Source organism: Burkholderia sp. AU33545 (assembly GCF_020419685.1).
Taxonomy (GTDB): domain Bacteria; phylum Pseudomonadota; class Gammaproteobacteria; order Burkholderiales; family Burkholderiaceae; genus Burkholderia; species Burkholderia diffusa.
On record NZ_JAIZRQ010000003.1, the window covers coordinates 600,418 to 620,735 of the forward strand.

General features: G+C 67.8%; 13 protein-coding genes and 4 pseudogenes. 7 read left to right on the forward strand and 10 right to left on the reverse strand.

All coding sequences use genetic code 11. The features are described from left to right. Nucleotides 1-64: 64 nt before the first annotated feature. From pcaG to LGM71_RS33290, 3 genes and pseudogenes are all read right to left on the reverse strand, one after another. Complete coding sequence (gene pcaG, locus LGM71_RS12720; RefSeq protein WP_226115012.1) at nt 65-658, reverse strand: protocatechuate 3,4-dioxygenase subunit alpha; 594 nt, start codon at nt 656-658, stop codon at nt 65-67. Nucleotides 659-661: 3 nt separating this feature from the next. Then, complete coding sequence (gene pcaH / locus LGM71_RS12725; protein WP_059525082.1) at nt 662-1,369, reverse strand: protocatechuate 3,4-dioxygenase subunit beta; 708 nt, start codon at nt 1,367-1,369, stop codon at nt 662-664. Between the two features lie 291 nt (nt 1,370-1,660). Further along, nucleotides 1,661-1,924 (reverse strand): annotated as a pseudogene (locus LGM71_RS33290) (hypothetical protein); the annotation flags it as partial. Here LGM71_RS33290 and LGM71_RS12735 point away from each other — a divergent pair. The 4 genes and pseudogenes from LGM71_RS12735 to LGM71_RS12750 all read left to right on the forward strand — a co-directional run. Next, a pseudogene (locus tag LGM71_RS12735) lies at nt 1,908-2,009 on the forward strand (transcriptional regulator); the annotation flags it as partial. The pseudogenes LGM71_RS33290 and LGM71_RS12735 sit on opposite strands and share 17 nt — an antisense overlap. 77 nt (nt 2,010-2,086) lie before the next feature. Next, nucleotides 2,087-3,073: a pca operon transcription factor PcaQ gene (gene pcaQ / locus LGM71_RS12740; protein ID WP_226115013.1), complete on the forward strand. Its 987-nt coding sequence runs from the start codon at nt 2,087-2,089 to the stop codon at nt 3,071-3,073. 134 nt (nt 3,074-3,207) lie between these two features. Next, nucleotides 3,208-3,567, forward strand: a complete 360-nt coding sequence (locus tag LGM71_RS12745; RefSeq protein ID WP_059598893.1) for a type II toxin-antitoxin system RelE/ParE family toxin — start codon at nt 3,208-3,210, stop codon at nt 3,565-3,567. Nucleotides 3,568-3,637: 70 nt separating this feature from the next. Further along, a complete protein-coding gene (locus LGM71_RS12750; RefSeq protein WP_059466239.1) occupies nt 3,638-3,934 on the forward strand; it encodes an XRE family transcriptional regulator in 297 nt (98 codons plus the stop codon). Nucleotides 3,935-4,018: 84 nt separating this feature from the next. Here LGM71_RS12750 and LGM71_RS12755 read toward each other — a convergent pair whose 3' ends face one another. From LGM71_RS12755 to LGM71_RS12765, 3 genes are all read right to left on the reverse strand, one after another. Further along, nucleotides 4,019-5,293: an APC family permease gene (locus tag LGM71_RS12755; RefSeq protein ID WP_226115014.1), complete on the reverse strand. Its 1,275-nt coding sequence runs from the start codon at nt 5,291-5,293 to the stop codon at nt 4,019-4,021. A 131-nt stretch (nt 5,294-5,424) separates the two neighbouring features. Further along, the gene (locus LGM71_RS12760; protein ID WP_226115015.1) at nt 5,425-9,924 is read right to left on the reverse strand and encodes a DEAD/DEAH box helicase; all 4,500 of its coding nucleotides are present in this window, start codon (nt 9,922-9,924) and stop codon (nt 5,425-5,427) included. A 272-nt stretch (nt 9,925-10,196) separates the two neighbouring features. After that, nucleotides 10,197-10,721 (reverse strand): metal-dependent hydrolase, encoded by a 525-nt coding sequence (locus tag LGM71_RS12765; RefSeq protein ID WP_059599250.1) that lies wholly within the window; start codon nt 10,719-10,721, stop codon nt 10,197-10,199. Nucleotides 10,722-11,119: 398 nt separating this feature from the next. On the opposite strand from LGM71_RS12765, the gene ggt reads away from it, so the two are divergent. After that, on the forward strand, nt 11,120-12,841 hold the full coding sequence (gene ggt / locus LGM71_RS12770) for a gamma-glutamyltransferase (RefSeq protein WP_226115016.1): 1,722 nt from the start codon (nt 11,120-11,122) through the stop codon (nt 12,839-12,841). A gap of 74 nt (nt 12,842-12,915) precedes the next feature. Here the strand turns inward: ggt and LGM71_RS12775 are convergent. Beyond that, nucleotides 12,916-13,275, reverse strand: a pseudogene (locus tag LGM71_RS12775) (hypothetical protein); the annotation flags it as partial. A gap of 216 nt (nt 13,276-13,491) precedes the next feature. Between LGM71_RS12775 and ppk2 the strand changes: the two are divergent. Beyond that, nucleotides 13,492-14,442, forward strand: coding sequence for a polyphosphate kinase 2 (ppk2, locus tag LGM71_RS12780; protein ID WP_059599253.1), 951 nt, complete (start codon nt 13,492-13,494; stop codon nt 14,440-14,442). Between the two features lie 94 nt (nt 14,443-14,536). Here ppk2 and LGM71_RS12785 read toward each other — a convergent pair whose 3' ends face one another. Further along, a complete protein-coding gene (locus LGM71_RS12785) occupies nt 14,537-15,142 on the reverse strand; it encodes an IMPACT family protein (protein WP_264160507.1) in 606 nt (201 codons plus the stop codon). Between the two features lie 222 nt (nt 15,143-15,364). Between LGM71_RS12785 and LGM71_RS33160 the strand changes: the two are divergent. After that, nucleotides 15,365-15,604: pseudogene (locus LGM71_RS33160) on the forward strand (DUF4865 family protein); the annotation flags it as partial. A 273-nt stretch (nt 15,605-15,877) separates the two neighbouring features. On the opposite strand, the gene LGM71_RS12795 reads toward LGM71_RS33160, so the two are convergent. Together LGM71_RS12795 and LGM71_RS12800 are read right to left on the reverse strand one after the other, a co-directional pair. Beyond that, nucleotides 15,878-18,079, reverse strand: a complete 2,202-nt coding sequence (locus tag LGM71_RS12795) for a glycoside hydrolase family 3 C-terminal domain-containing protein (protein ID WP_226115017.1) — start codon at nt 18,077-18,079, stop codon at nt 15,878-15,880. Nucleotides 18,080-18,579: 500 nt separating this feature from the next. Continuing rightward, complete coding sequence (locus tag LGM71_RS12800; protein WP_151048812.1) at nt 18,580-19,839, reverse strand: oligosaccharide flippase family protein; 1,260 nt, start codon at nt 19,837-19,839, stop codon at nt 18,580-18,582. Nucleotides 19,840-20,318: the final 479 nt, after the last annotated feature.

The following is a 20,318-nucleotide window of genomic DNA, read 5'->3' on the forward strand; positions in this document are numbered from 1 at the left end:
TACCTGTTGGTATCGCGCCACGCGGCGGTTCGGTGCGATCAGCCGGCCGGCGCCGGCTCGCGCGTCACACGTCGAAGAACACGGTCTCGTCCGGCCCCTGCATGTGGATGTCGAAGCGGTACACGACGGGCCGGCCCGGTTGCGCGTCGCGCTTCGCGACGAGCGTCGAGCGGCGTTCGGCCGGCACCAGGTTCAGCACCGGATCGGCCGCGTTCGCGGCAGCTTCGTCGTCGAAATACACGCGGGTGAACGCGTGGGTCAGGATCCCGCGCATCATCACGGTCACGTTGACGTGCGGTGCTTCGTCGGCGGTGATGCGGCCAGGCTTCACCGTCGGTACCACGAAGCGGTTCTGCACATCGGTGCCCGTGCCGACGCGTGCGAAGCCCGTGAAACCGGACTTCGCGATGTCGTCACGCGACGCGGGATAGCGACCCGCCGCGTCCACCTGCGTGAATTCGAGCACCGCGTCGCTGACGACGTTGCCGTCGCCGTCGAACACCTGTCCGACCAGGAGCACGTGCTCGCCTTCGGCCTCCGGCGTGGCGATCGTCGGCGTGAACAGGCTCTTCAGGTCGTAATCGTATTGCTGCGGGCACAGGCCGTACGCGAAGTACGGGCCGACCGTTTGCGAAGGGGTTTGCTTCAGCGTCGTCATGGTTCAGCGCTCCATCGGGGTAGCGTCGCGGCCGCGCAGCACGATGTCGAATTCGTAGCCGAGCGCATAGCCTTCTTCGGTGATGTCCATCGAGAAGCGCGAGATCAGGCGGTCGCGCGCCGCTTCCGGCGTGCCCTGGAAGATCGGGTCGTACGCGAGCAGCGGGTCCCCGGGGAAGTACATCTGCGTGACGAGGCGCGAGCCGAAGTAGTCGCCGAACAGCGAGAAATGGATGTGATTCGGACGCCACGCATTCGGATGGTTGCCCCACGGATAGGCGCCGGGCTTGATCGTCAGGAAGCGGTAGCGGCCTTCGGCGTCGGTCATGCAGCGGCCGGCGCCGAGGAAGTTCGGGTCGAGCGGCGCGTCGTGCTGGTCGACCTTGTGCACGTAGCGGCCGGCCGCGTTCGCCTGCCATACCTCGACGAGCGTGTTGCGCACGGGCTTGCCGCCTTCGTCGAGCACGCGGCCGGTGACGACGATGCGCTCACCGAGCGGCTCGCCGTTCTTCACGGCGTTCTTCGTCAGGTCGTGGTCGAGCGCGCCGAGATCCTCGGCGCCGTAGACGGGCGCGAACTGGTCGCGCAGCTTTTCCTTCAACGGGATCATCGGGCGCGTCGGGCCGCGCTTCACCGACGAACGGTACTCGGGGTGGACATACGCGGGATGCGACGGCCAGTCGCGCGGCGTGAGGATCGTGGGGGAATCCATCGGGCGTCTCCTGTTAGGTATTTCGCGAAGTGGATGGCAAGACTTTAGTCAATCCGGAAAGTTATGAAAAATGAACTTTTTTAGCGAATTGCATAACCATTCGTTATGTTATGCGGCGCCAGTGAAAATCCGGCGGACGGGCCGCCTGTCCGGCGGAGAGAGCGATCGGGCTTCGCGTCGTCGGTGACGACGCCAGGCACGGCCCTCCAGCCAGCCCGTCGCTGCTTTCTTGTGTTTCGTTGTTGTTATCCGGCCTTCCCGGGCGTGCCCGTCGTTCGTCAGGCGTGACCGTCGGGCGGGATCGAAGACGATTCCGTCGAATTCGAGCGATAGCGTGCCGGTGCGCAGCAGTGCGGCCGGTGTCGCGGTGCGGTCGGCGCCGAGCACTTCGCTCACGTAGTTCGCGCAGAACCCGCGCTGCGCCAGCAGGTCGACGCGGCTGCCGAGCCGCGCGTCGATCCGCTGTTCGGCCAGCGCGTGCACGTTGCGCTGCGCGTCGGTGCTCGGTGCCACGACGCGGCGGCCCAGCGCGATGCGTTCGCCGTCGGCACCGCTCGGGCAGAAGCGCGGCACGGCTCTGCTGATCGCGAAACGGATCCGGGAGCCGACCGGATTCCACGCGCTGCGGCGTCGTGCGTGACACCACGCCGAATGCTTGGGTCTTTCCGGAAAGTTATGCAAAATGGTATTTCATTGCCACTCGCATAACTGCTCGTTATGAATAACCGTATCGCCGACGGCCGCGTCAAGTTCCGGCACCTGCAGTGTTTTCTCGCGGTCGCGCAACTGGGCGGCGTGCAGAAAGCGGCCGAAAGCCTGTCAATCACGCAGCCGGCCGTGTCGAAGACGATCGCCGAACTGGAGTCGATCCTCGGCGTGAAGTTGTTCGAACGCGGGCGGCACGGCGCGCAGCCTACGCGCGAAGCGCAACTGTTCATCCCGCATGCGAATGCGTGCGTGCTGGCGCTGCGGCAGGGCGTCGGGCTGCTCGCGCGCGAGGGCGGCGCGGCCGCGGCGACGCTCGAAATCGGCATGCTGCCGACGGTTGCGGCATCGCTCGCACCCGCGCTGATGAAGGCGCTGACCGCACGCTGGCCGCGCATCGTGGTGCGGATCGCGACGGCCGCGAATGCCGAGCTGCTCGAGCGCCTGAAGGCCGGGACGATCGAATGCGCGATCGGGCGCCTGTCGGAGCCGGAGCGGATGATCGGGCTTGCGTTCGAGCAGCTGTACAACGAACCGCTCGTCGCGGTCGTGCGCGCCGGCCATCCGCTGCTGGCGAGCGCCGCGCCGGCTGCCGAACTCGCGTCCTACCCGGTCGTGCTCCCGCCGTACGGCACGCTGATCCGCCAGTCGGCCGAGCAACTGCTCGGCGCATGCGGCGCGCCGCCGCTGGATTCGTTCATCGAGGTGCTGTCGGTGTCGGTCGCGCGCGCGCTTGCGCTCGAGAACGACGCCGTGTGGTTCGTGCCGCTCTATGCGGCCGAATACGACCTGTCGGCCGGTGCACTCGCGCGGCTGGCGCTGCCGTCCGCAGGCACCGACGAGCCGGTCGGGCTCATCCTGCGCACCGATGCGCAACCGTCGCCCGTCGCCCGGACGTTGATCGACGCCGTGCGCGAGATCGCGCAGGCGCGGTTCGGCGATGCGCTCACCCGTCGCACGCCCCGCGGCGCGCGCAAGCCGCCTCGCCGCGCGCGTTGAGACACGGGCCAGGGCGTGGGCGGGTGGTGTCCGACCGTCGTTGTTTCACCTCCATTCGTTAGCCGTTCGGTCAGTAGCGGGCCTCGTCATGCTTGGCATATCGTACCGTTTTTGATACGCTCGATGACACGACGATGGCGAGACAGCAGATTCAGATCACGCTCGGCGTGCGGTTCTTCCGCACCGCGCGTGGCAACGAGCCGGTGCGCGAATGGCTGGAGGCGCTCGGGCAGATCGAGCGCAGGATGATCGGCGAAGAGATCAAGACCGTTCAACTCGGCTGGCCGCTGGGCATGCCGCTGGTCCGGAAGATGTCGGCGGATCTTTGGGAAATCCGCGTGATGCTGCCGCGGCGAAGCGCGCGCGTGCTGTTCACGATCGTCGGCGACACGATGGTGCTGCTGCATGCGTTCTTCAAGCAGTCGCAGGCCACGCCGTCCGACGATCTCGACGTGACCGTCGCGCGGCTGAAAGCGCTGACGCGCGCCATCTGAATTCCCCCGGCCGCGCCGCCGCATGAGATCGGCGATGGGTCGGCCGGCAACGCCATGCACTGGAGTACTCATGACGACCACGAACAACCCGCATATCGGCAGCGACTTCGACACATTCCTCGAGGAGGAAGGCCACCTCGAAGCGGCCACCGCCACCGCGATCAAGCGCGTGATCGCGTGGCAGATCGGGCAGGAAATGAAGGCGCAGCACATCACGAAAACCGCGATGGCCGCGCGGATGAAGACCAGTCGCGCCGCGCTCAACCGGCTGCTCGACGAAACCGATACGAGCCTCACGCTCGCGACGCTCGCGAGCGCCGCCACCGCGCTCGGCAAACGGCTCAGCTTCGAACTCGTGCCCGCCTGACGCGCCGGGCGAAGCGGCGCGCGGCGGGCCGGTGCATCGCGGCGACGGGCGCACGCTCGTCCGCACACGGGCACCGGCGCGCGATCACGTGCGCTGTCCGGCCATCCGCAGATACAGCAGCGCACCGCCCGCGAGCAGCAGCGGGCACAGGAAATACCATCCGGTCGTCAGGAACAGCCCGGCGACGGCGACGAGCGAAATCCACGCGCAGCGATACGCGATGCCGCCGCGCGGCAGCAGTTTCAGCGCGGCGGCCGCGCCGAGCCCGTACACCATCACGAAGCATCCGGACGTGACGAGCACGAGCGGCTTCGGCCCGACGTTCGAGAGCGTCGTCGCGGCCAGCGCGACGGCCGCCAGCATCGCGATCACGCCGAGGCTGCGGCGCGGCACGCCGCCGACCTGGCTGCCTTGTGCGAGCCACGCCGGCAGTGCGCCGTCGCGCCCGAGCGCCGCGCCGAGCTTGGCCGTGCCCGCGAAATACGCATTCATCGTGCCGAGCGTGAGCAGCAGCGCAGCCGCGGCCGCCAGCACCTGCGCATGACCGCCGATGCCGCCCGCGATCAGTTCCGCAAGCGGCGCACCGGACGCGCCGGCCGACGGCCCGAGCACCGTCACGCTCGCGGCCGCGACCGACAGATACAGGAAGCCGACGACCACGACGGCGATGCCGGCCGAACGCGGCATGTCGTGCGCGGGTCGGCGAAATTCGGCCGCGAGGTGCGTGATCGCTTCCCAGCCCGCGAAGCTCCACACGAGCAGTGCGGCAGCCTGGCCGACCGCGAGCCACCCGTGCGGCGCGAACGGATGCAGGTTCGCCGTGCGCGCATGTGGCGCGGATGCGAGCACGGCGGCCAGCAGCAGCGCGACGAGCAGCGCCGACAGCACCAGCTGCATGCGGCCCGACACCGTGACGCCGAACGCATTCGCGGCCGACACCGTCCCGATCAGCGCGGCAGCCGTGACGATGACCGTCGTATGCCCGCCGCCCGTGACGGCCGCGACGTACGCGCCACCGAACATCGCGGCGGCCGGCGCACCGGCCGGCACCGCGAAATAGAAACACCAGCCGACGATCGCCGCGGCCTTCGGCCCGAACGCGCGTCGCGCGTAGGTCGATACGCCGCCCGCGTCCGGATAGCGCGCGCCGAGTGCGGCGAAGGTGGCCGCAAGCGGCCCCGACAGCACGACGAGCGCGGCCCACGCAAGCAGCGACGCAGGGCCTGCGACCTCGGCGGCGAGCGCGGGCAACGCAATGACACCGGTGCCGAGCACCGCGCCGATATACAACGCGGCACCCTGGAAAATCGTCAGCGAGCCCGCGTGATGAGCGGCGGGCGAATCGGCATGCGAGGACATGACGGGCAGTCTCCGGAAGGCTTGTTCTGGGCGCGGTCGGCCGCGCGGTGAATCGCTCGATGCTACCCGAACGGGCGCGGCGATGCGGCACGGCGTTCAGTAGTCCGCGACGTGCCGCGTGTCAGCCGATGTCAGTAGCGGCGAGCGAGCCGCAGCCGCGCATCCTCGCGTGCAGCGGGCGGCAGCTCGGGCACGTAGTGGAACGTGCCCGATACGAGCGACGCGACCGGCGCGCCATCGCGGAACAGCACGCGATTGCCGGCCAGCGCGGGCACCTTGTCCCCGGGCAACAACGTGCCGGCCAGGTTCAGCGGATCGGCGCCCGTCACGCACACGTACTGCCCGTCGCCCGGTTGGCGACGCAGTTCGCGCAGGATCGGGATCGCTTCCGGCAGCGCGAACTGCTCGCCCGCGAGCCCCGCGACGAAGCGTCCGCCGCGAATCTCGCCGCGCGCTTCGAGACGTTGCAGCACGCGCACGAGTTCGCGCCAGCTCGGCAGCCAGTCGGCCTCGCGTTCGAGCAGCCGCCAGAACACCACGCCGTAGCGGCGCAGCAGCGTCCAGGCGATATGTTCGAGTGCGTCGGGATCGGTCGCGGCCGGGCCGCGCTTCGGTGCGGGCGCATCGTCCGGTGCCGAGGCGCGTTGCACGAGCGCCCAGCGGCCGGCGTCGTCCATCCCGCCGATCAGCGCGCCGCCGCGTCGCGTGCGCGGCGCATACGTCGCGCTGCGCTTGACCGCGGGCTTCAACAGCGCGCGCAGCCCGGCGAAGCTGTCCGCATTCACGAGGCCGGCCGACACGAGTTCGCCGAGCGCCTGTTCGAGTTCGACGGGCAGCATGTGCAGTTCGTCGAGCAGCGCGTCGAAGAACATCGCACCGTGTTTGGCGAGTGCGTCACGCACCTGCGTCGCGCGCGCGGACAGCGCCGGTTGCGGGTCCGCGTCGCGCAGCGCCTGCCATGCACCGAGGTGGCGGCGCGGCAGCAGCACGACTGGCGTCGTTTTCACGGGGGCGCCGGCCGCGCGGGCCGGCGCGCCGATTCGGGTCCACACGAGCTTGCCGGAGCGGCACAGCTCGTCGAGGCCGCCTGCCGTGTAGTCGGTCAGGCGCGCGGGCAGCAGCGCGTCTTCCCATGCGCTCGCCGCGGCTTCGTAGCCTTCGAGCTGCGCGACGACGGCCGCGAGCGCGTCGCGGCCCGTGCCGCGCGTGTCGGGCGTCAGGTGCTGCCAGTGGAACAGGAAGCGCATGAAATCGGCGCGCTCGACCGGTTCGATCTCGCGGCGCAGCCGCTTGACCGTGTAGCGATGAATGCGGGCGAGCAGGTGGCGTTCGCACCATTCGTCGGTCGTCGCGCCTGGTGTGAAGCGGCCGCGCATCACGTAGCCTTCGCGCTCCAGTGCCGCAAGCGCGGTCGCGACCTGCGCGGACGGCAGGCCGAGTGGCCGTGCGATCGCGTCGAGCATCAGCGGCCCGAAGCCGGTCAGCCGCGCGCGGATCACATCGACGAGCGCGGCATCGGCTTCCCATGGTTGCGCGCAGGCGGCGGGCACCTTCAGCGCGGGCGCGACGCGTGCGTCGGGGTGCAGCGCGCGCATGCAGACCAGCCGTTCGACCGGCACCCACACCGCTGCGTCGTCCGGCGTGACGAGTTTCGTCGCGCGCCGGCGTTCGGCCAGTTCCGCGAGCCGCTCGGGCCAGCCTTCGTGCGCGCGCGCTTCGCTGTCGGCGACGCAGGCGAGCGTGAGCAGTGCGTCGTGCATTTCGTCGGCATCGCGCACGAGCGGCCATGCTTCGTCGCGCACCGCGTTGATCGCGTCGGCGTCGAGCGCGCCGAGATCGTCGGCCGATTCGGGATCGCTCCAGCGGCGCGACTGCACGGCCTGCGTGCGGCGCTCCTCGAGCGGCGCGTCGTCGAGGAACGCATAGGGCTTCGCGTTCAGGATCTCGGCCGCCAGCGGCGACGGCGCGGGCAGGTCGCGCGCGATCAGCTCGATCGCGCCGCTTTCGATCCGGCGCAGCAGCGCGAGCCAGCCGTCGGTATCCATCGCGTCGTGCAGGCAATCGTCGAGCGTCTGGTCGACGAGCGGATGATGCGGGATCTCGCGTTCGCCGACGATGTTCTCGAGGCACGCGACCTGGTCGGGGAACACGGTCGCGAGCAGGTCCTCGCTCTTCATCCGCTGCAGCTGCGGCGCGGTGCGCCGGCCGCCGGTGAAGCGCGGCAGCGCGAGCGCGGTCGTCGCGTTCCAGCGCCAGCGCACGCCGAACATCGGTGCGTCGAGCAGCGCCTGGACCAGCACATGCTCGGCGCTGGCCGAGCGGAGGTAGCGCCACACTTCGTCGAGCGCGAAGCTGTGCGCGAGCGACAGCGACAGAATGATCGCGTCGTCGGTCGCGGCCGCCTGCAGCTCGAAGTTGAAACTGCGGCAGAAGCGCTTGCGCAGCGCGAGCCCCCACGCGCGGTTGATGCGGCTGCCGAACGGTGAATGGATCACCAGCTGCGTGCCGCCCGATTCGTCGAAGAAGCGCTCCATCACGAGCGTGTCCTGCGTCGGCAGTGCGCCGAGCGCCGCGCGCGTGCGCGCGAGGTAGTCGACGATCTGGCGGGCCGCATCGGGAGACAGATGTAGATCGTCGACGAGCCAGCGCAGCGCCGGCGCGAGACGGCTTTCGGCCGGTTCGATCGCGGTGCCGACGGCATCGTTGGGCGAATCGGCGGCGGCACGGGCTTGTGCCGCTTGCCTGGCGTTGCCGCGCGTGCCCGTCTTGCCGGCCGCGTCGCCGCTCGTGTGCTTGCGTTCACCGGCCTTCGCGGGCCGATCGCCTTCGGCGAACAGCCCGTCGAGCCGCGCGCGCAGCCGGCCGACCGCCGCCGACAATTCGTCGCTGCGCCCGGGCGCCTCGCCGAGCCAGAACGGAATGCTCGGCGACTGGCCTTGCGCATCCTCGACACGCACGCGGCCCGTTTCCACGCGAATGATCCGGTACGACTGGTTGCCGAGCTGGAACACGTCGCCCGCGAGGCTCTCGATCGCGAAATCCTCGTTGACCGTGCCGACCTGGATGCCCTGGGGTTCCAGCAGCACCGCGTAGTCGGCCATGTCGGGAATCGTGCCGCCCGACGTCGTCGCGGTCATCATCGCGTTGCGGCGCCCGCGCACCGTGCCACCGACCACGTCGCGATGCAGATACGCGCCGCGCACGCCGCGCCGGCTCGTGAAGCCTTCCGCGAGCATCTTCATCACGTCGTCGAAGCGTTCCCGCGACAAGCGTGCATAGGGCGCGGCGCGCGTGAAGCTCGCGTACAGCGCGTCCTCCTGCCATTCCGCGCAGGCGACTTCGGCGACGATCTGCTGCGCGAGCACGTCGAGCGGCGCTTCGGGAATCCGCAATGCGTCGAGCTCGCCGCGTTGCACGCAGTCGAGCAGCGCCGCGCATTCGACCAGCTCGTCGCGCGACAGCGGGAACAGGCGGCCCTTCGGCACGCCGCCGACATGGTGACCCGAGCGGCCGACGCGCTGCAGGAACGGCGCGATCCCGCGCGGTGAACCGACCTGGCACACGAGATCGACGTCGCCGATGTCGATGCCGAGTTCGAGCGACGCGGTCGCGACGAGCAGTTTCAATTCGCCGCGCTTGAGCCGCTGTTCGGCTTCGAAGCGATGCTCCTTCGCGAGACTGCCGTGATGCGCCGCGATTGCGTCCTTGCCGAGACGGTCGGCGAGATGGCGCGCCATGCGCTCCGCGGTGCGCCGCGTGTTCACGAACACGAGCGTCGTGCGATGCGCGGCCGCGAGCGCGGCGATGCGGTCGTACACCTGTTCCCACACGTCGGTCGCCATCACCGGTTCGAGCGGCACGTTCGGCAGTTCGAGCGCGAGGTCGCGCTCGCGCGTGTGGCCCGTGTCGACGATCGTGCAGTCGCGCGGCGCGTCGGCCGGGCCGCCGACCAGGAAACGCGCGACCGCGTCGATCGGTTTCTGCGTGGCCGACAACCCGATGCGCGGCAGCGCGCGGCCGGTCAATGCGTCGAGGCGTTCGAGCGACAACGCGAGGTGGCTGCCGCGCTTGGACGATGCCAGTGCGTGAATCTCGTCGACGATCACCGAACGCACGTTCGACAGCATCTGCCGCCCCGACGTGGACGACAGCAGCACGTACAGCGACTCCGGCGTCGTCACGAGGATGTGCGGCGCGCGCTTGCGCAGCGCCGCGCGTTCGGCCTGCGTGGTGTCGCCGGTGCGCACGGCGGTGCGGATCGCCGGCACCGGCAGGCCGAGCTGCGCGAGCGACTCGGCGATGCCGGCGAGCGGCGCATCGAGGTTCACGTGGATGTCGTTCGACAGCGCCTTCAGCGGCGACACATAGACGACGAGCGTCGCGTCGGGCAGCGCGCCGTCGTGCGCGAGCGCATCGCGCACGAGGTCGTCGAGCGCGCACAGAAATCCGGTGAGCGTCTTGCCGGAGCCGGTCGGCGCGGCGACAAGCGTCGACCGGCCGGCCTTGATGTGCGGCCACGCGAGCGCCTGCGCGCCGGTGGGCGCGGCGAACGTGCGCCGGAACCACGCGGCGACGGCCGGGTGGAACACGTCGAGCGCACTGGCGGCAGGGCGGGTAGCGGTGACGTCCATCGGAGCGTTGAATTGGGGTGCGAGCGCGTGGGCGGCGCGCACGAATCGTCAGTGTGCCAGACGTCGCGTGTGCGTGCCGGGCACGGCGGGCGGGGGAACGCGCGCGCCGGAGATTCAGATGAGGTGCGGTGTCGGTATTTCAACAGACAGGCGCGCGGAACGGCACCCGTTCGGCCGCGGGTGCCGGATCGGCGAGAGGAGGGCGTCGCGTTCGACGTGCGGTTGCGCGGCTCGATCAGCGGCCACACGCAACTGCACGCGACTACACGCAACTAAACGCGATGCAACCAGCCAAGCCAGTGTTCGAGCAGCGGTGCACGCGTCCACAGCGACTGCGCGAGCCACAGCGTGCCGCCCCATGCGGCGGCCACGACGATCAGGTCGCAATGCCCGCTGTTCCACAGGTTCAGTGAATGGCGCCGCCAGATCCACGGCACGCCGAGCGGATTCGGCCAGTCGGCGAGCAGATGCATCACGCCGCCGCACGCGAAGCCGAACAGCGGCGCGGCCCACAGCGGATGCGGATGATGGATGAGCCCGTGCCACCCGAGTGCGAGCAGCGCGATCCAGCCGATGCCCCAATGCGTGACGGTGCGGTGCGTGATCCACAAGCGGCGCTTGCGGGTCCACCAGGCGACTTCGAGCCAGTCGGGCGCGGTGCCGCCCGCGACGCCCGCCGCGAATGCGGCGAACATGCCCAAATGCCACGGGCCCGTGGCGCCGGTTTGTGCGACGAGGACGGCGGCGGCGACGCCGGCCGCGAAGCCGGACGCATGATGCGCATTGTGTGATGCCATAGGAAGCGAGACGAAGAAACGTGAAGCTGCGCGTGCAAGAAAAAAATGATGCGGCGCGAAAGCGGGGCGCTATCTTCGCAGATCGTCCGTTGCAGTGGGAGCGATGTTTGCAGATTTTTTTGCACGGACTGCGCGGCGTGCCGCGCAGTTCGCAACTTTCGGTTTTGTGCGCTGCGTGATGCTGCGTATCGCGTGCAATTTCGACCGATCCACCGGCCTGTTTTGACACCTCGACGTGACCACGCGCGCACAACGCATGCGCTTTCGTTGCACGTCATGTGTTCGACCCTTTTTGTCCCCCTATACTACGAAACCGGAGATGGCCGTCGGCATGCCGGCGGTCGTGAGCGGAACAGGTGCCTTTCCTGCCTGAAGGAGATCCACATGGGAGACATGCAATGGCTATGCTGAATCGCTTCAAATCATCCGCTGTCGTGCTTGCGACGGTGGCCGGCTTCGGTTTCCTGCCGAACGCGCCGGCCTATGCGAAGGGCCCGCAGCCGGCGGTCCTGACGAGCGCGGCGGTCGCCGTGGCCGACAAGTACAGCGCGGACGCCGCGGAGCGGATCTTCAAGGAAGGCGGCAACGCGATCGACGCGGCCGTCGCGATCGCGTTCACGCTCGCCGTCACGTATCCGGAAGCCGGCAACATCGGCGGCGGCGGCTTCATGACGATCTACAAGGACGGCAAGCCATACTTCATCGACTACCGCGAGCGTGCCCCACTCGCCGCGACGAAGGACATGTATCTCGACAAGGACGGTAACGTCGTCAAGGGCATGAGCCTGTATGGCCCGCGCGCGGTCGGCGTGCCGGGCACGGTTGCGGGCATGTGGGAAGCGCAGAAGCGCTTCGGCAAGCTGAAATGGAAGCAGGTGCTCGCGCCGGCGATCCACTATGCGCGCGACGGCTTCATCGTCGACGAACAGCTCGCGCAGCGCGGTGTAGACGCATCGAAGGAGTTCGGCGGCAAGACCAACTTCGACAAATATTTCTCCGGGCTGAAGGCCGGCGTGAACTTCAAGCAGCCGGATCTCGCCGACGTGCTCACGCGCATCGCGAACGACGGCGCGGAAGGTTTCTACAAGGGGAAGACGGCCGAGCTGATCGCCGCATCGATGAAGACCGGCGACGGCAACGGGCTGATCACCACCGAGGATCTCGCGCAATACCGTGCGGTGTGGCGCCAGCCGGTGCAGGCGAAGTGGAACGGCTATGACGTGATTACCGCGCCGCCGCCGAGCTCGGGCGGCATCGGCCTCGTGCAGCTGCTGAAGATGAAGGCGGACCTCAAGCAGGACTTCGAGGGCGTGAAGCTCAACTCGCCGCAGTACATCCACCTCGTCGCAGAAATCGAGAAGCGCGTGTTCGCCGATCGCGCGCAGTATCTCGGTGATCCCGACTTCTACAAGGTGCCGATCTCACAGCTGACCGACGACGCATACATTGCGAAGCGGGCGGCCGAAGTCAACCCGAAGGAGCCGTCGGATACGAAGAGCGTGCAGCCGGGCCTCGGCACGACGATGCCGGAGAAGGCTGAAACGACGCACTTCTCGGTCGTCGACAAATGGGGCAACGCGGTGTCGAACACGTACACGATCAACGGCTATTTCGGCTCGGGCGTGATCGCCGACGGCACCGGCATCGTGCTGAACGACGAGATGGACGACTTCTCCGCGAAGCCGGGCGTCGCGAACATGTTCGGCGTGGTCGGCAGCGATGCGAATGCAATCGAGCCGAAGAAGCGCCCGCTGTCGTCGATGTCGCCGACGATCATGACGAAGAATGGCAAGGTGTCGCTCGTGATCGGCACGCCGGGCGGCTCGCGGATCTTCACGTCGATCTTCCAGGTGATCAACAACATCTACGACTTCAAGATGCCGTTGAAGGAAGCCGTCGGCGCGATGCGTTTCCATCACCAGCTGCTGCCGCCGAACACGATCTTCTGGGAGCCGTACCACCCGATCGAAGGCGAACTCGCGAAGCAGATCGAGGCTCGCGGCTACACGCTGAAGGGGCAGGACTTCAGCGGCGACATCCAGGTGATCAAGATCGACGGCAAGACGCCGGAGGCGATGGCCGATCCGCGCGGACGCGGGGTTACGCGGATCATTCACTGACGAAGGCGGCCGGATGCGCGACCGCCGCGGCGGTCGTGCCGCTGCGTGTCGCCTGACGCTCGGCCCCGGTCGTTCGCCGCGTTGCTTTCGAGGAAGCTGTCCACCGCGATCAGCGACGGCTCGTCGAGCGTGCCGCGCACGCTTTTCAGCGTCAACTGCAGCTTGAGCACATCGAGATGGCGATCGAACAGCTTCTGCCGGATGCCCGAGATGTCGCGCCGCAGGCTCAGCGTTTCGTACGTCGTGCTGTAGCGGACCAGGCGCGCTTTCATCGACGCGTCGTCTGCGAGCCGCGCCGCCTGCAGCGATTGCTGCAGCGCACGCATGCGCATGCCGACTGATTCGAGCGCGGACAGCGCCTCGCGGTGATCGGTGCTGAATTGCTCCTCGACTTCGCGCAGCCGGTTGCGATACGGCTCGGTCACGTGTTCGGCTTATCCCGTTACATACGAAGACCACGCTTGACATTCGGCCAGCCGAACCGGACGCTGGCGCCCAATACCTTCAACATTTCCGCGAACCCGGTCCTGGCGAGCGTGCCGCTCGGATTCCGCTTCTGAGGGGCGGATCGGCCCCTTTTTCATCAATTTGACGCGAGACACTGGGATAATGGCGGAGTTTGGCTGCGTCAATTGAAGGAAGGAGGCCGCATGGACGATAACGATTCCCGCACCGAGACCGACAACTTCACCGATACGGCATCGCTTGATTCGCGCCGGCGCCGTTTCGAGGAAGACCTCGTCGACGCGTACGACGAAGAACTCGAAATGGAGCTCGACGACCGCCGCTTCGACAACGACGAGGATCTGCTGTTCTCGGCGGAGCGCCGGGAAGCGCGCAAGCAGTATTTCCGCGAGCTGTTCCGGCTGCAGGGCGAACTCGTGAAGCTGCAGGATTGGGTCGTGAGCACGGGGCACCGGCTCGTCGTGATTTTCGAGGGGCGCGACGCGGCAGGCAAGGGCGGCGCGATCAAGCGCATCACGCAGCGCCTGAACCCGCGCGTGTGCCGCGTGGCGGCGCTCCCGGCACCGAGCAACCGCGAACGCACGCAATGGTATTTCCAGCGCTATGTCGCGCATCTGCCGGCCGGCGGCGAAATCGTGCTGTTCGATCGCAGCTGGTACAACCGCGCGGGTGTCGAGCGCGTGATGAATTTCTGCACCGACGATGAATACGAGGAGTTTTTCCGCTCGGTGCCCGAGTTCGAGAAAATGCTCGTGCGTAGCGGGATCCAGATCGTCAAGTACTGGTTCTCGATCACCGACCACGAGCAGGAGCTGCGCTTCCAGAGCCGGATCGAGGATCCGCTGAAGCAGTGGAAGCTGAGCCCGATGGACCTCGAGAGCCGCCGTCGCTGGGAAGCGTATACGGCCGCGAAGGAAGAGATGATGCTGCGCACGCATATTCCCGAGGCGCCGTGGTGGGTCGTACAGGCGGTCGACAAGAAGCGCGCGCGATTGAACTGCATCCACCACCTGCTGACCCAGGTGCCGTATCACGAGGTGCCGCGGCCGACGATCGATCTGCCGCAGCGCGAGCACCATGAGGACTACATTCGCCGTCCGACGCCGGACAGCATGATCGTCCCTGACGTCTATTGAGCGGTTCGGGCCGGCTGGGTCGACCACTGAGGCGCGCCGTGCAATGCGGCGCGCGTCATCCCCGGATCGGGAATGCGGCTCGGTTGCCGGAATTTCACAGGTCGGGGAAGCCTGAGCGCCCCTGTGTCAAATCGAACAGCTCGGCCTTGGCCGCCGCCTCGGCCGTTTCCGGCAGCTTGATCACGAGCCTCACCGTCATCCCGTACGCGCTGTCCACCAGCTCGTAACCCGCCTGCTCGATCCAGCGGCGCACGCGTGCCTCGTCCGGGTAGCCGATTTCGATCGCGAACCGCGCGTGGCGAATGCGTTCGACGCGCTCGGCATCGAGCAGCGCCGAGGCGATCGCATCCGTATAGGCGCGCACCAGGCCGCCCGCACCGAGCTTCACGCCGCCGTAGTAGCGGACGACCGCGCCGAGCACGCCGTCGAGATCGTGATGACGCAGCACTTCGAGGATCGGCCTGCCGGCGGTGCCCGACGGCTCGCCGTCGTCGGACATGCCGGACTGGCCGCCGGCAAGCAGCGCCCAGCACACGTGGGTGGCCGTCGGGTGCTCGTCGCGCAGGCGCTGCAACGCCTGCATTGCGGCTTCGCGGTCCTCGACGGGGATCGCGAATGCGATGAAGCGGCTCTTGCGGATTTCGAGTTCGGTTGTACGGGAAGCGGATAAGGTGTAAGTCACGTTGATCGTCGTCGGCATGCACGGGGCATGCAATGGCTTGCCCGCATTGCGGGCGCTTTCCGTCGCGGCCGAGGTGAACGCGGTGCATGGTTCGGCATGCGCGTGGCTGGCCGATGAACGGGACGGCCACGCGGCGGCGTCAGACGAAGGATACCGCGAGCGGGCGCGACGGCGGTGAAACCTCTCGCGACGCGCACCGAAAAGGGAGCGGGATTCGGCACGGACAATGGCTTCCGGGTCGTGACGGACAGCTTCGGACGGCCGTCGATCGAGGTCCAGGTTGCGCTCGACGCGCGCAAGGGGCGTGCATCGACGGCGGGCTTCGTTCGACTCGAGACCGTCGACATCGCTGCGGATGCCGATCTCGAAGCGACATTTGCACGGGAGATTGCATGCAATCGCGAACCGGCGGCTCAGCCGGGGGTCTTGGCGACCGCCGTCAGCATCGAGCCGGCGCACTGGAAGGTGACGCGGGCGCACGTGTCGGAGCCCGAGCCGGAGGACGGCGGCGCAGGCACCGTGTATCAGGTGCTGCATCTCCCGCGGCCGTTGCTGGAGACGCCCGAACGGAGCGAGTGCCGATGCGGTTGCCGCGCATCTGGCGGACGTGGTGGCGTCGATCGTCGCGCTCGCGACGCTGCTGGCGCTGGTGCTTCGATAGCGGAAGCTGCAGTCGGGCGCGCGAGTGCCCGGCGTACGGAAAGCGGAAGCGCCGCAACTGACGAGCGCGGCGCTTCCGATCACTTCCGCGGCTCAGCTCCCCTGCAGCCGGATATCGCGCGACGATGCGCCCACATACACCGTCCCGCCCGGCACGACCTTCCATCCGTTGCGCGACGTGTCCCACACGCTCTGCATCCGCGGCGACACGGTCACGCGTACATGCCGCGCCTCACCCGGATTCAGCCGGATCTTTTCCCAGCCGACCAGCCGCTTCGGCGGTTCGTCCTTGTACGGCACGCCGAGATAGACCTGCGGCGTTTCCGCGCCGGCGACGCGACCGTCATTGCGCACGGTAAACGCGACGCTCAAGGAACCGTCCCGTTGCCGCGACACCGACAGGCCCGAATACGCGAAGTGCGTGTACGACAGCCCATAGCCGAATTCGAACATCGGCTTGATGTTGCGCGCGTCGTACCAGCGGTAGCCCATGTTCAGCTTCTCCGCATAGACGGGATCGTTCTCGAACGCGCCGTTTTGCCCCCACGTCGGCGAATCCTGGTCGCGCGCCGGGAACGTGACGGGCAGCTTGCCGGACGGATTGACCGCGCCGAACAGCACGTTCGCGATGGCCTTGCCGCCGCCCTCGCCGGGATACCACGCCTCGACGATCGCCGACACGTTGTCCTTCCACGGCATCAGCACCGGATTGCCGCTCTGGACGACGACGATCGTGTGCGGATTCGCACGCGCGACGGCTTCGACGAGCGCATCCTGGTTCGACGGGTTCGCGAGGCTCAGGCTTTGCAGATCGCCGAAGTCCTCGCCGGCCGGCTGCGCGACCACGACGATCGCGACATCCGAGCGGCCCGCGAGCGCCGCGGCCTGGTCGATTTCCTGCTGCGTGTACGCGCGGAACGGCGACTGCTGGTCGCTGTTGCCCGCGAACGTGACCTGTGCCGCCGGCGCGAGCGCGCGGATCGCCGCGACAATCGGCACGTCGACCTTGAGCCATGGATTGCGCCACCAGCTGCAACCCGTCGACGACCCGAACGTCAGCCCGCCGCAGCCCGCGAATGAACCCGTCACGGGATCGCGCGTGTTGCCCGAGCCGCCGCCCGACAGCACGGCCGTGTCGGCGTGGCCGCCGATCACGGCGATGCGCGACAACGCCGCGGCCGCCAGCGGCAACTGGTTGCCGTCATTCTTCAGCAGTACGATCGACTGCTCGGCGACCCCCTGAGCGAACCGGTTCGCGGCCGCGAAATCGATCGCGCCGCCGCCCTTGGCCGGATCGTCCATCACACCGACGCGAATCATCACGGCCAGCTTGCGGCGCACCATGTCGTCGAGGCGGGCGGTCGACACGGAGCCGTTCGAGATTGCCTGCTTGACGGCGGCTGGCGTCAGGTAGACCGACGGGCCGACGTCCTCTTCCTCGTCGAGCCCGGCGTTGATCGCGGCCGCCGTGCTGTGCGTCGCGCCCCAGTCGGATTGCACCTGGCCCTGGAAGCCCCATTCGTTCTTCAGCACGTCGTTCAGCAGGTGATTGTTTTCGCAGGCGTACGTGCCGTTCAGGCGGTTGTAGCTGCACATCACGCTGCCGGGCTGCCCGCGTTTCGCGGCGATCTCGAACGGCAGCAGGTAGAGTTCGCGCAGTGTGCGCTCGTCGATCTGCGTGTTGCCGCCCATCCGGACATGCTCCTGTTCGTTGCCGGCATAGTGCTTGATGGTCGCGATGACCTTCTGCCGCTGCGTCGCGAGCGTGCGCTCCGCGAGCAGGTCGCCGGCGAGCAGCGGATCCTCGCCGAGATACTCGAACAGCCGGCCGCCGCGCGGCTCGCGCGCGAGGTTGGTGCCGCCGCCGAGACCCATGCCGAACCCTTGCGCGCGCAACTGAATCGCGACCTGCTTGCCGTAGTCGTACGACAAGCGGCGATCCCAGCTCGCGGCGACGGCGATCGTCGCGGGGAAGGTCGTGCTCGCGAGCGACGTGCTGCCGGAGCCGGTCGCCGAGTCGACCATGTTGAGATCGGGAATGCCGAGTCGGGGCACACCCTGGATGTAGCCGGCGCCGCCGCTCGGCACCTTCGACATTTCGTATTGCGAATGGATGAACTGCAGTTTCTCGTCGAGCGTCATCTTGCGCACGAGGAGGTCGGCGCGCCGCTGCACGGCGGAAGACGCGAACGCGTCGGCCGCGTCGCCCTGTGAATTGAAATCGGCGTTGCCTGCATAGGCGCTGGTGCAGAGGGTCGCCGCCAGCACGGCGGCCGGCCAGAGTGTGTCCCGCATGTTGCTCTCCATGATCGTATTGCTCGTTGTTCGGATGATGTCTGGAGCTGCGCACGCCCGGTGGATTCGCACCGGACGCATTCGGCTGGCGATGCAGGGTGGTTGCGCGTCGGCATGCCAGGCCAGGCGGGGAATCGTTACGGCCGGTTGGGCCCGATCGAACAACGCGGACGGCGACGCGGACCGTCAGACACTGCCGAATCGGATGTAGCGATTCTCTGCAGCGACCAATCGTACGAATGTAGTTTGACTACAGCATCGGTGTTTCTACCGATACGTACGATCTTTTTTCGATGCGATTGCTTGGCGTGGGAAAAGACGGTCATCGTTCCCGATCCGGCGTGTGCGGCGGAGTAAGAAGTACCTGCGCGCGAGGGTCTGGCGAGGAGGTGGGTGCGGAGGTGCGTGCCCGCGCGATGCGGTTCGTTGCGCGCGCATCGAACGGAATGCCGTCGGATTCCGGCCGCCTCGGGGGGAATCGGGGTGGCACGAACGGTGCGCTAGCCGCGCCGCGCGACGGGACTGCCGGGCATCGGTATGCCGGCGCGATAGACGACGGTTGCAAGCGCCGCGGCGACGGCAGCCTCGGCCGTCAGCACGGCGGCGGCGGCGCCCACTTCGGCGAAGTACTTCGCGAGCACCGGCACGAGTACGATGTTCAGAATGCCCGATGACATGAGCACTCGCGTGAATTCGGACTTCATCCCGAGCGGCAGCATCGTCTGCACACCGAAGAGGTCGGTCATCCCGGCCATGAATGGAACGAAGGCCATCCACCGCAGAACCAGGACCGTCGGTTCGTACGAAGGCCCGTACAGGATGCGCACGGCGAGCGGCGCGCCGAAGAAGATCGCGAGCGAGATACCGAGCACCATCGCGACCTGCACGACGAACAGCTTGCGCAGGAAGGAAAACGCGTCGTTTCGCGCATGCCGCATCAGATAGCTGATGCGCGGATAGGTGGCAGCCTTCAGCGGCTGGAGCATGCTGAGCGCAGCGCGGATCAGCTTGTCGCCGGCGGCGAAATAGCCGGCCGCGACGTTGCCCGACACGAAGCCGAGCAGCACGGTGTTGGTCGACGCATAGAACGCGATCGACGTTGATGCGAGGAACACCTGCCAGCCGCCTTTCAGCGATTCGGCGATGTCGGCGAAGCCGACGCGAACGAAGTCGATTTCGCGCTGGGCATACAGATAGACGGCCAGCACGAGCGCGGAAAGCGTCGGGACGGCGGCGTTGACGATCATCGCGCGGTCGATGTCGGCCGGGCTGTGCACGAGCGCGAACATCGCGGGCAGGCTCAGGATGCGGCCGATGAACAGGATCACGCTCAGCGCGCGCAACTTCTCCATGCCCTGGAAATACCAGCCCGGCGTGAACGCCACGCCGGCCACCATCCCGAAGCCGATCAGCAGCAGGTCGCGGTCCTCGCCGAAGCGGCCGACGAGGACGATCAGCCCGACCAGCGCGATGAAACAGATCACCGCGATGCCGATCTGCGCATACAGCGTCGCCCAGAAGATGCGGGAGCGTTCTGCACGGTCGTCGCGGGCGAGCGCGATGCGCGGCGTGGCGGTCAGGTCGAAACTGTAGCTCGTGCAGTTGGTGAGGTACGCGATGACCGCCAGCGAAAACGCGAGCTGCCCGTAGCCTTCCGGGCCGAGCGCATGCGTGAGCAACGGTGCGATCAGCAGCGGCACCGCATACATCGAAATCTGCAGCGTCAGCAGCAGCAGGAAATTCTTCTTGAGGTTTGACATTCGCTTGGTCGGCGCCGTGGGTGTCGCTGGGCGGCGGCGTGTGGGCCGCCGTGCGCTCGCGCGGCCGGTCGGCGCTGACCCGGCTGCGTGGGTTCGCGGCCCGTTCCGGCTGGCGCCGGCTTCGTCCGGCGATGCCGGACACGGCCACATCGTATGGCGGTCATGATACGGGCCGAGCGGGACGACTGTGTTCGCGAGCCTACCTTTCGAGGATTCGGTACGCATGGGCGGCGCGAATCGCGACAGCGCGGGCCTCGTTGTATCGCTGCAGTGATGAATGCATTTGTAAGCTGGCGCACCGAAGAACACTCGGGCCGAGTGCTCTAATCGAACGACTGTTTTGGTTCGTGGCGGAAAGGCTTGACGACGACTCAGGCCGGCAACCTGCCGTCCCCGGCAGCGGGACCAGGACAACGCATCGCGAAGGTCGAACAAGTCGCGCAGGGGCGCGGCGAAGGTCCGTTGCCAGAAGGCCGTGC

Bases quoted from the DNA above. Each gene is read 5' to 3' on its own strand.
- pcaG (WP_226115012.1), bottom strand. From the start codon at position 658: ATGACGACGCTGAAGCAAACCCCTTCGCAAACGGTCGGCCCGTACTTC.
- pcaH (WP_059525082.1), bottom strand. From the start codon at position 1,369: ATGGATTCCCCCACGATCCTCACGCCGCGCGACTGGCCGTCGCATCCC.
- pcaQ (WP_226115013.1), top strand. From the start codon at position 2,087: ATGAATAACCGTATCGCCGACGGCCGCGTCAAGTTCCGGCACCTGCAG.
- LGM71_RS12745 (WP_059598893.1), top strand. From the start codon at position 3,208: ATGGCGAGACAGCAGATTCAGATCACGCTCGGCGTGCGGTTCTTCCGC.
- LGM71_RS12750 (WP_059466239.1), top strand. From the start codon at position 3,638: ATGACGACCACGAACAACCCGCATATCGGCAGCGACTTCGACACATTC.
- LGM71_RS12755 (WP_226115014.1), bottom strand. From the start codon at position 5,293: ATGTCCTCGCATGCCGATTCGCCCGCCGCTCATCACGCGGGCTCGCTG.
- LGM71_RS12760 (WP_226115015.1), bottom strand. From the start codon at position 9,924: ATGGACGTCACCGCTACCCGCCCTGCCGCCAGTGCGCTCGACGTGTTC.
- LGM71_RS12765 (WP_059599250.1), bottom strand. From the start codon at position 10,721: ATGGCATCACACAATGCGCATCATGCGTCCGGCTTCGCGGCCGGCGTC.
- ggt (WP_226115016.1), top strand. From the start codon at position 11,120: ATGGCTATGCTGAATCGCTTCAAATCATCCGCTGTCGTGCTTGCGACG.
- ppk2 (WP_059599253.1), top strand. From the start codon at position 13,492: ATGGACGATAACGATTCCCGCACCGAGACCGACAACTTCACCGATACG.
- LGM71_RS12785 (WP_264160507.1), bottom strand. From the start codon at position 15,142: ATGCCGACGACGATCAACGTGACTTACACCTTATCCGCTTCCCGTACA.
- LGM71_RS12795 (WP_226115017.1), bottom strand. From the start codon at position 18,079: ATGCGGGACACACTCTGGCCGGCCGCCGTGCTGGCGGCGACCCTCTGC.
- LGM71_RS12800 (WP_151048812.1), bottom strand. From the start codon at position 19,839: ATGTCAAACCTCAAGAAGAATTTCCTGCTGCTGCTGACGCTGCAGATT.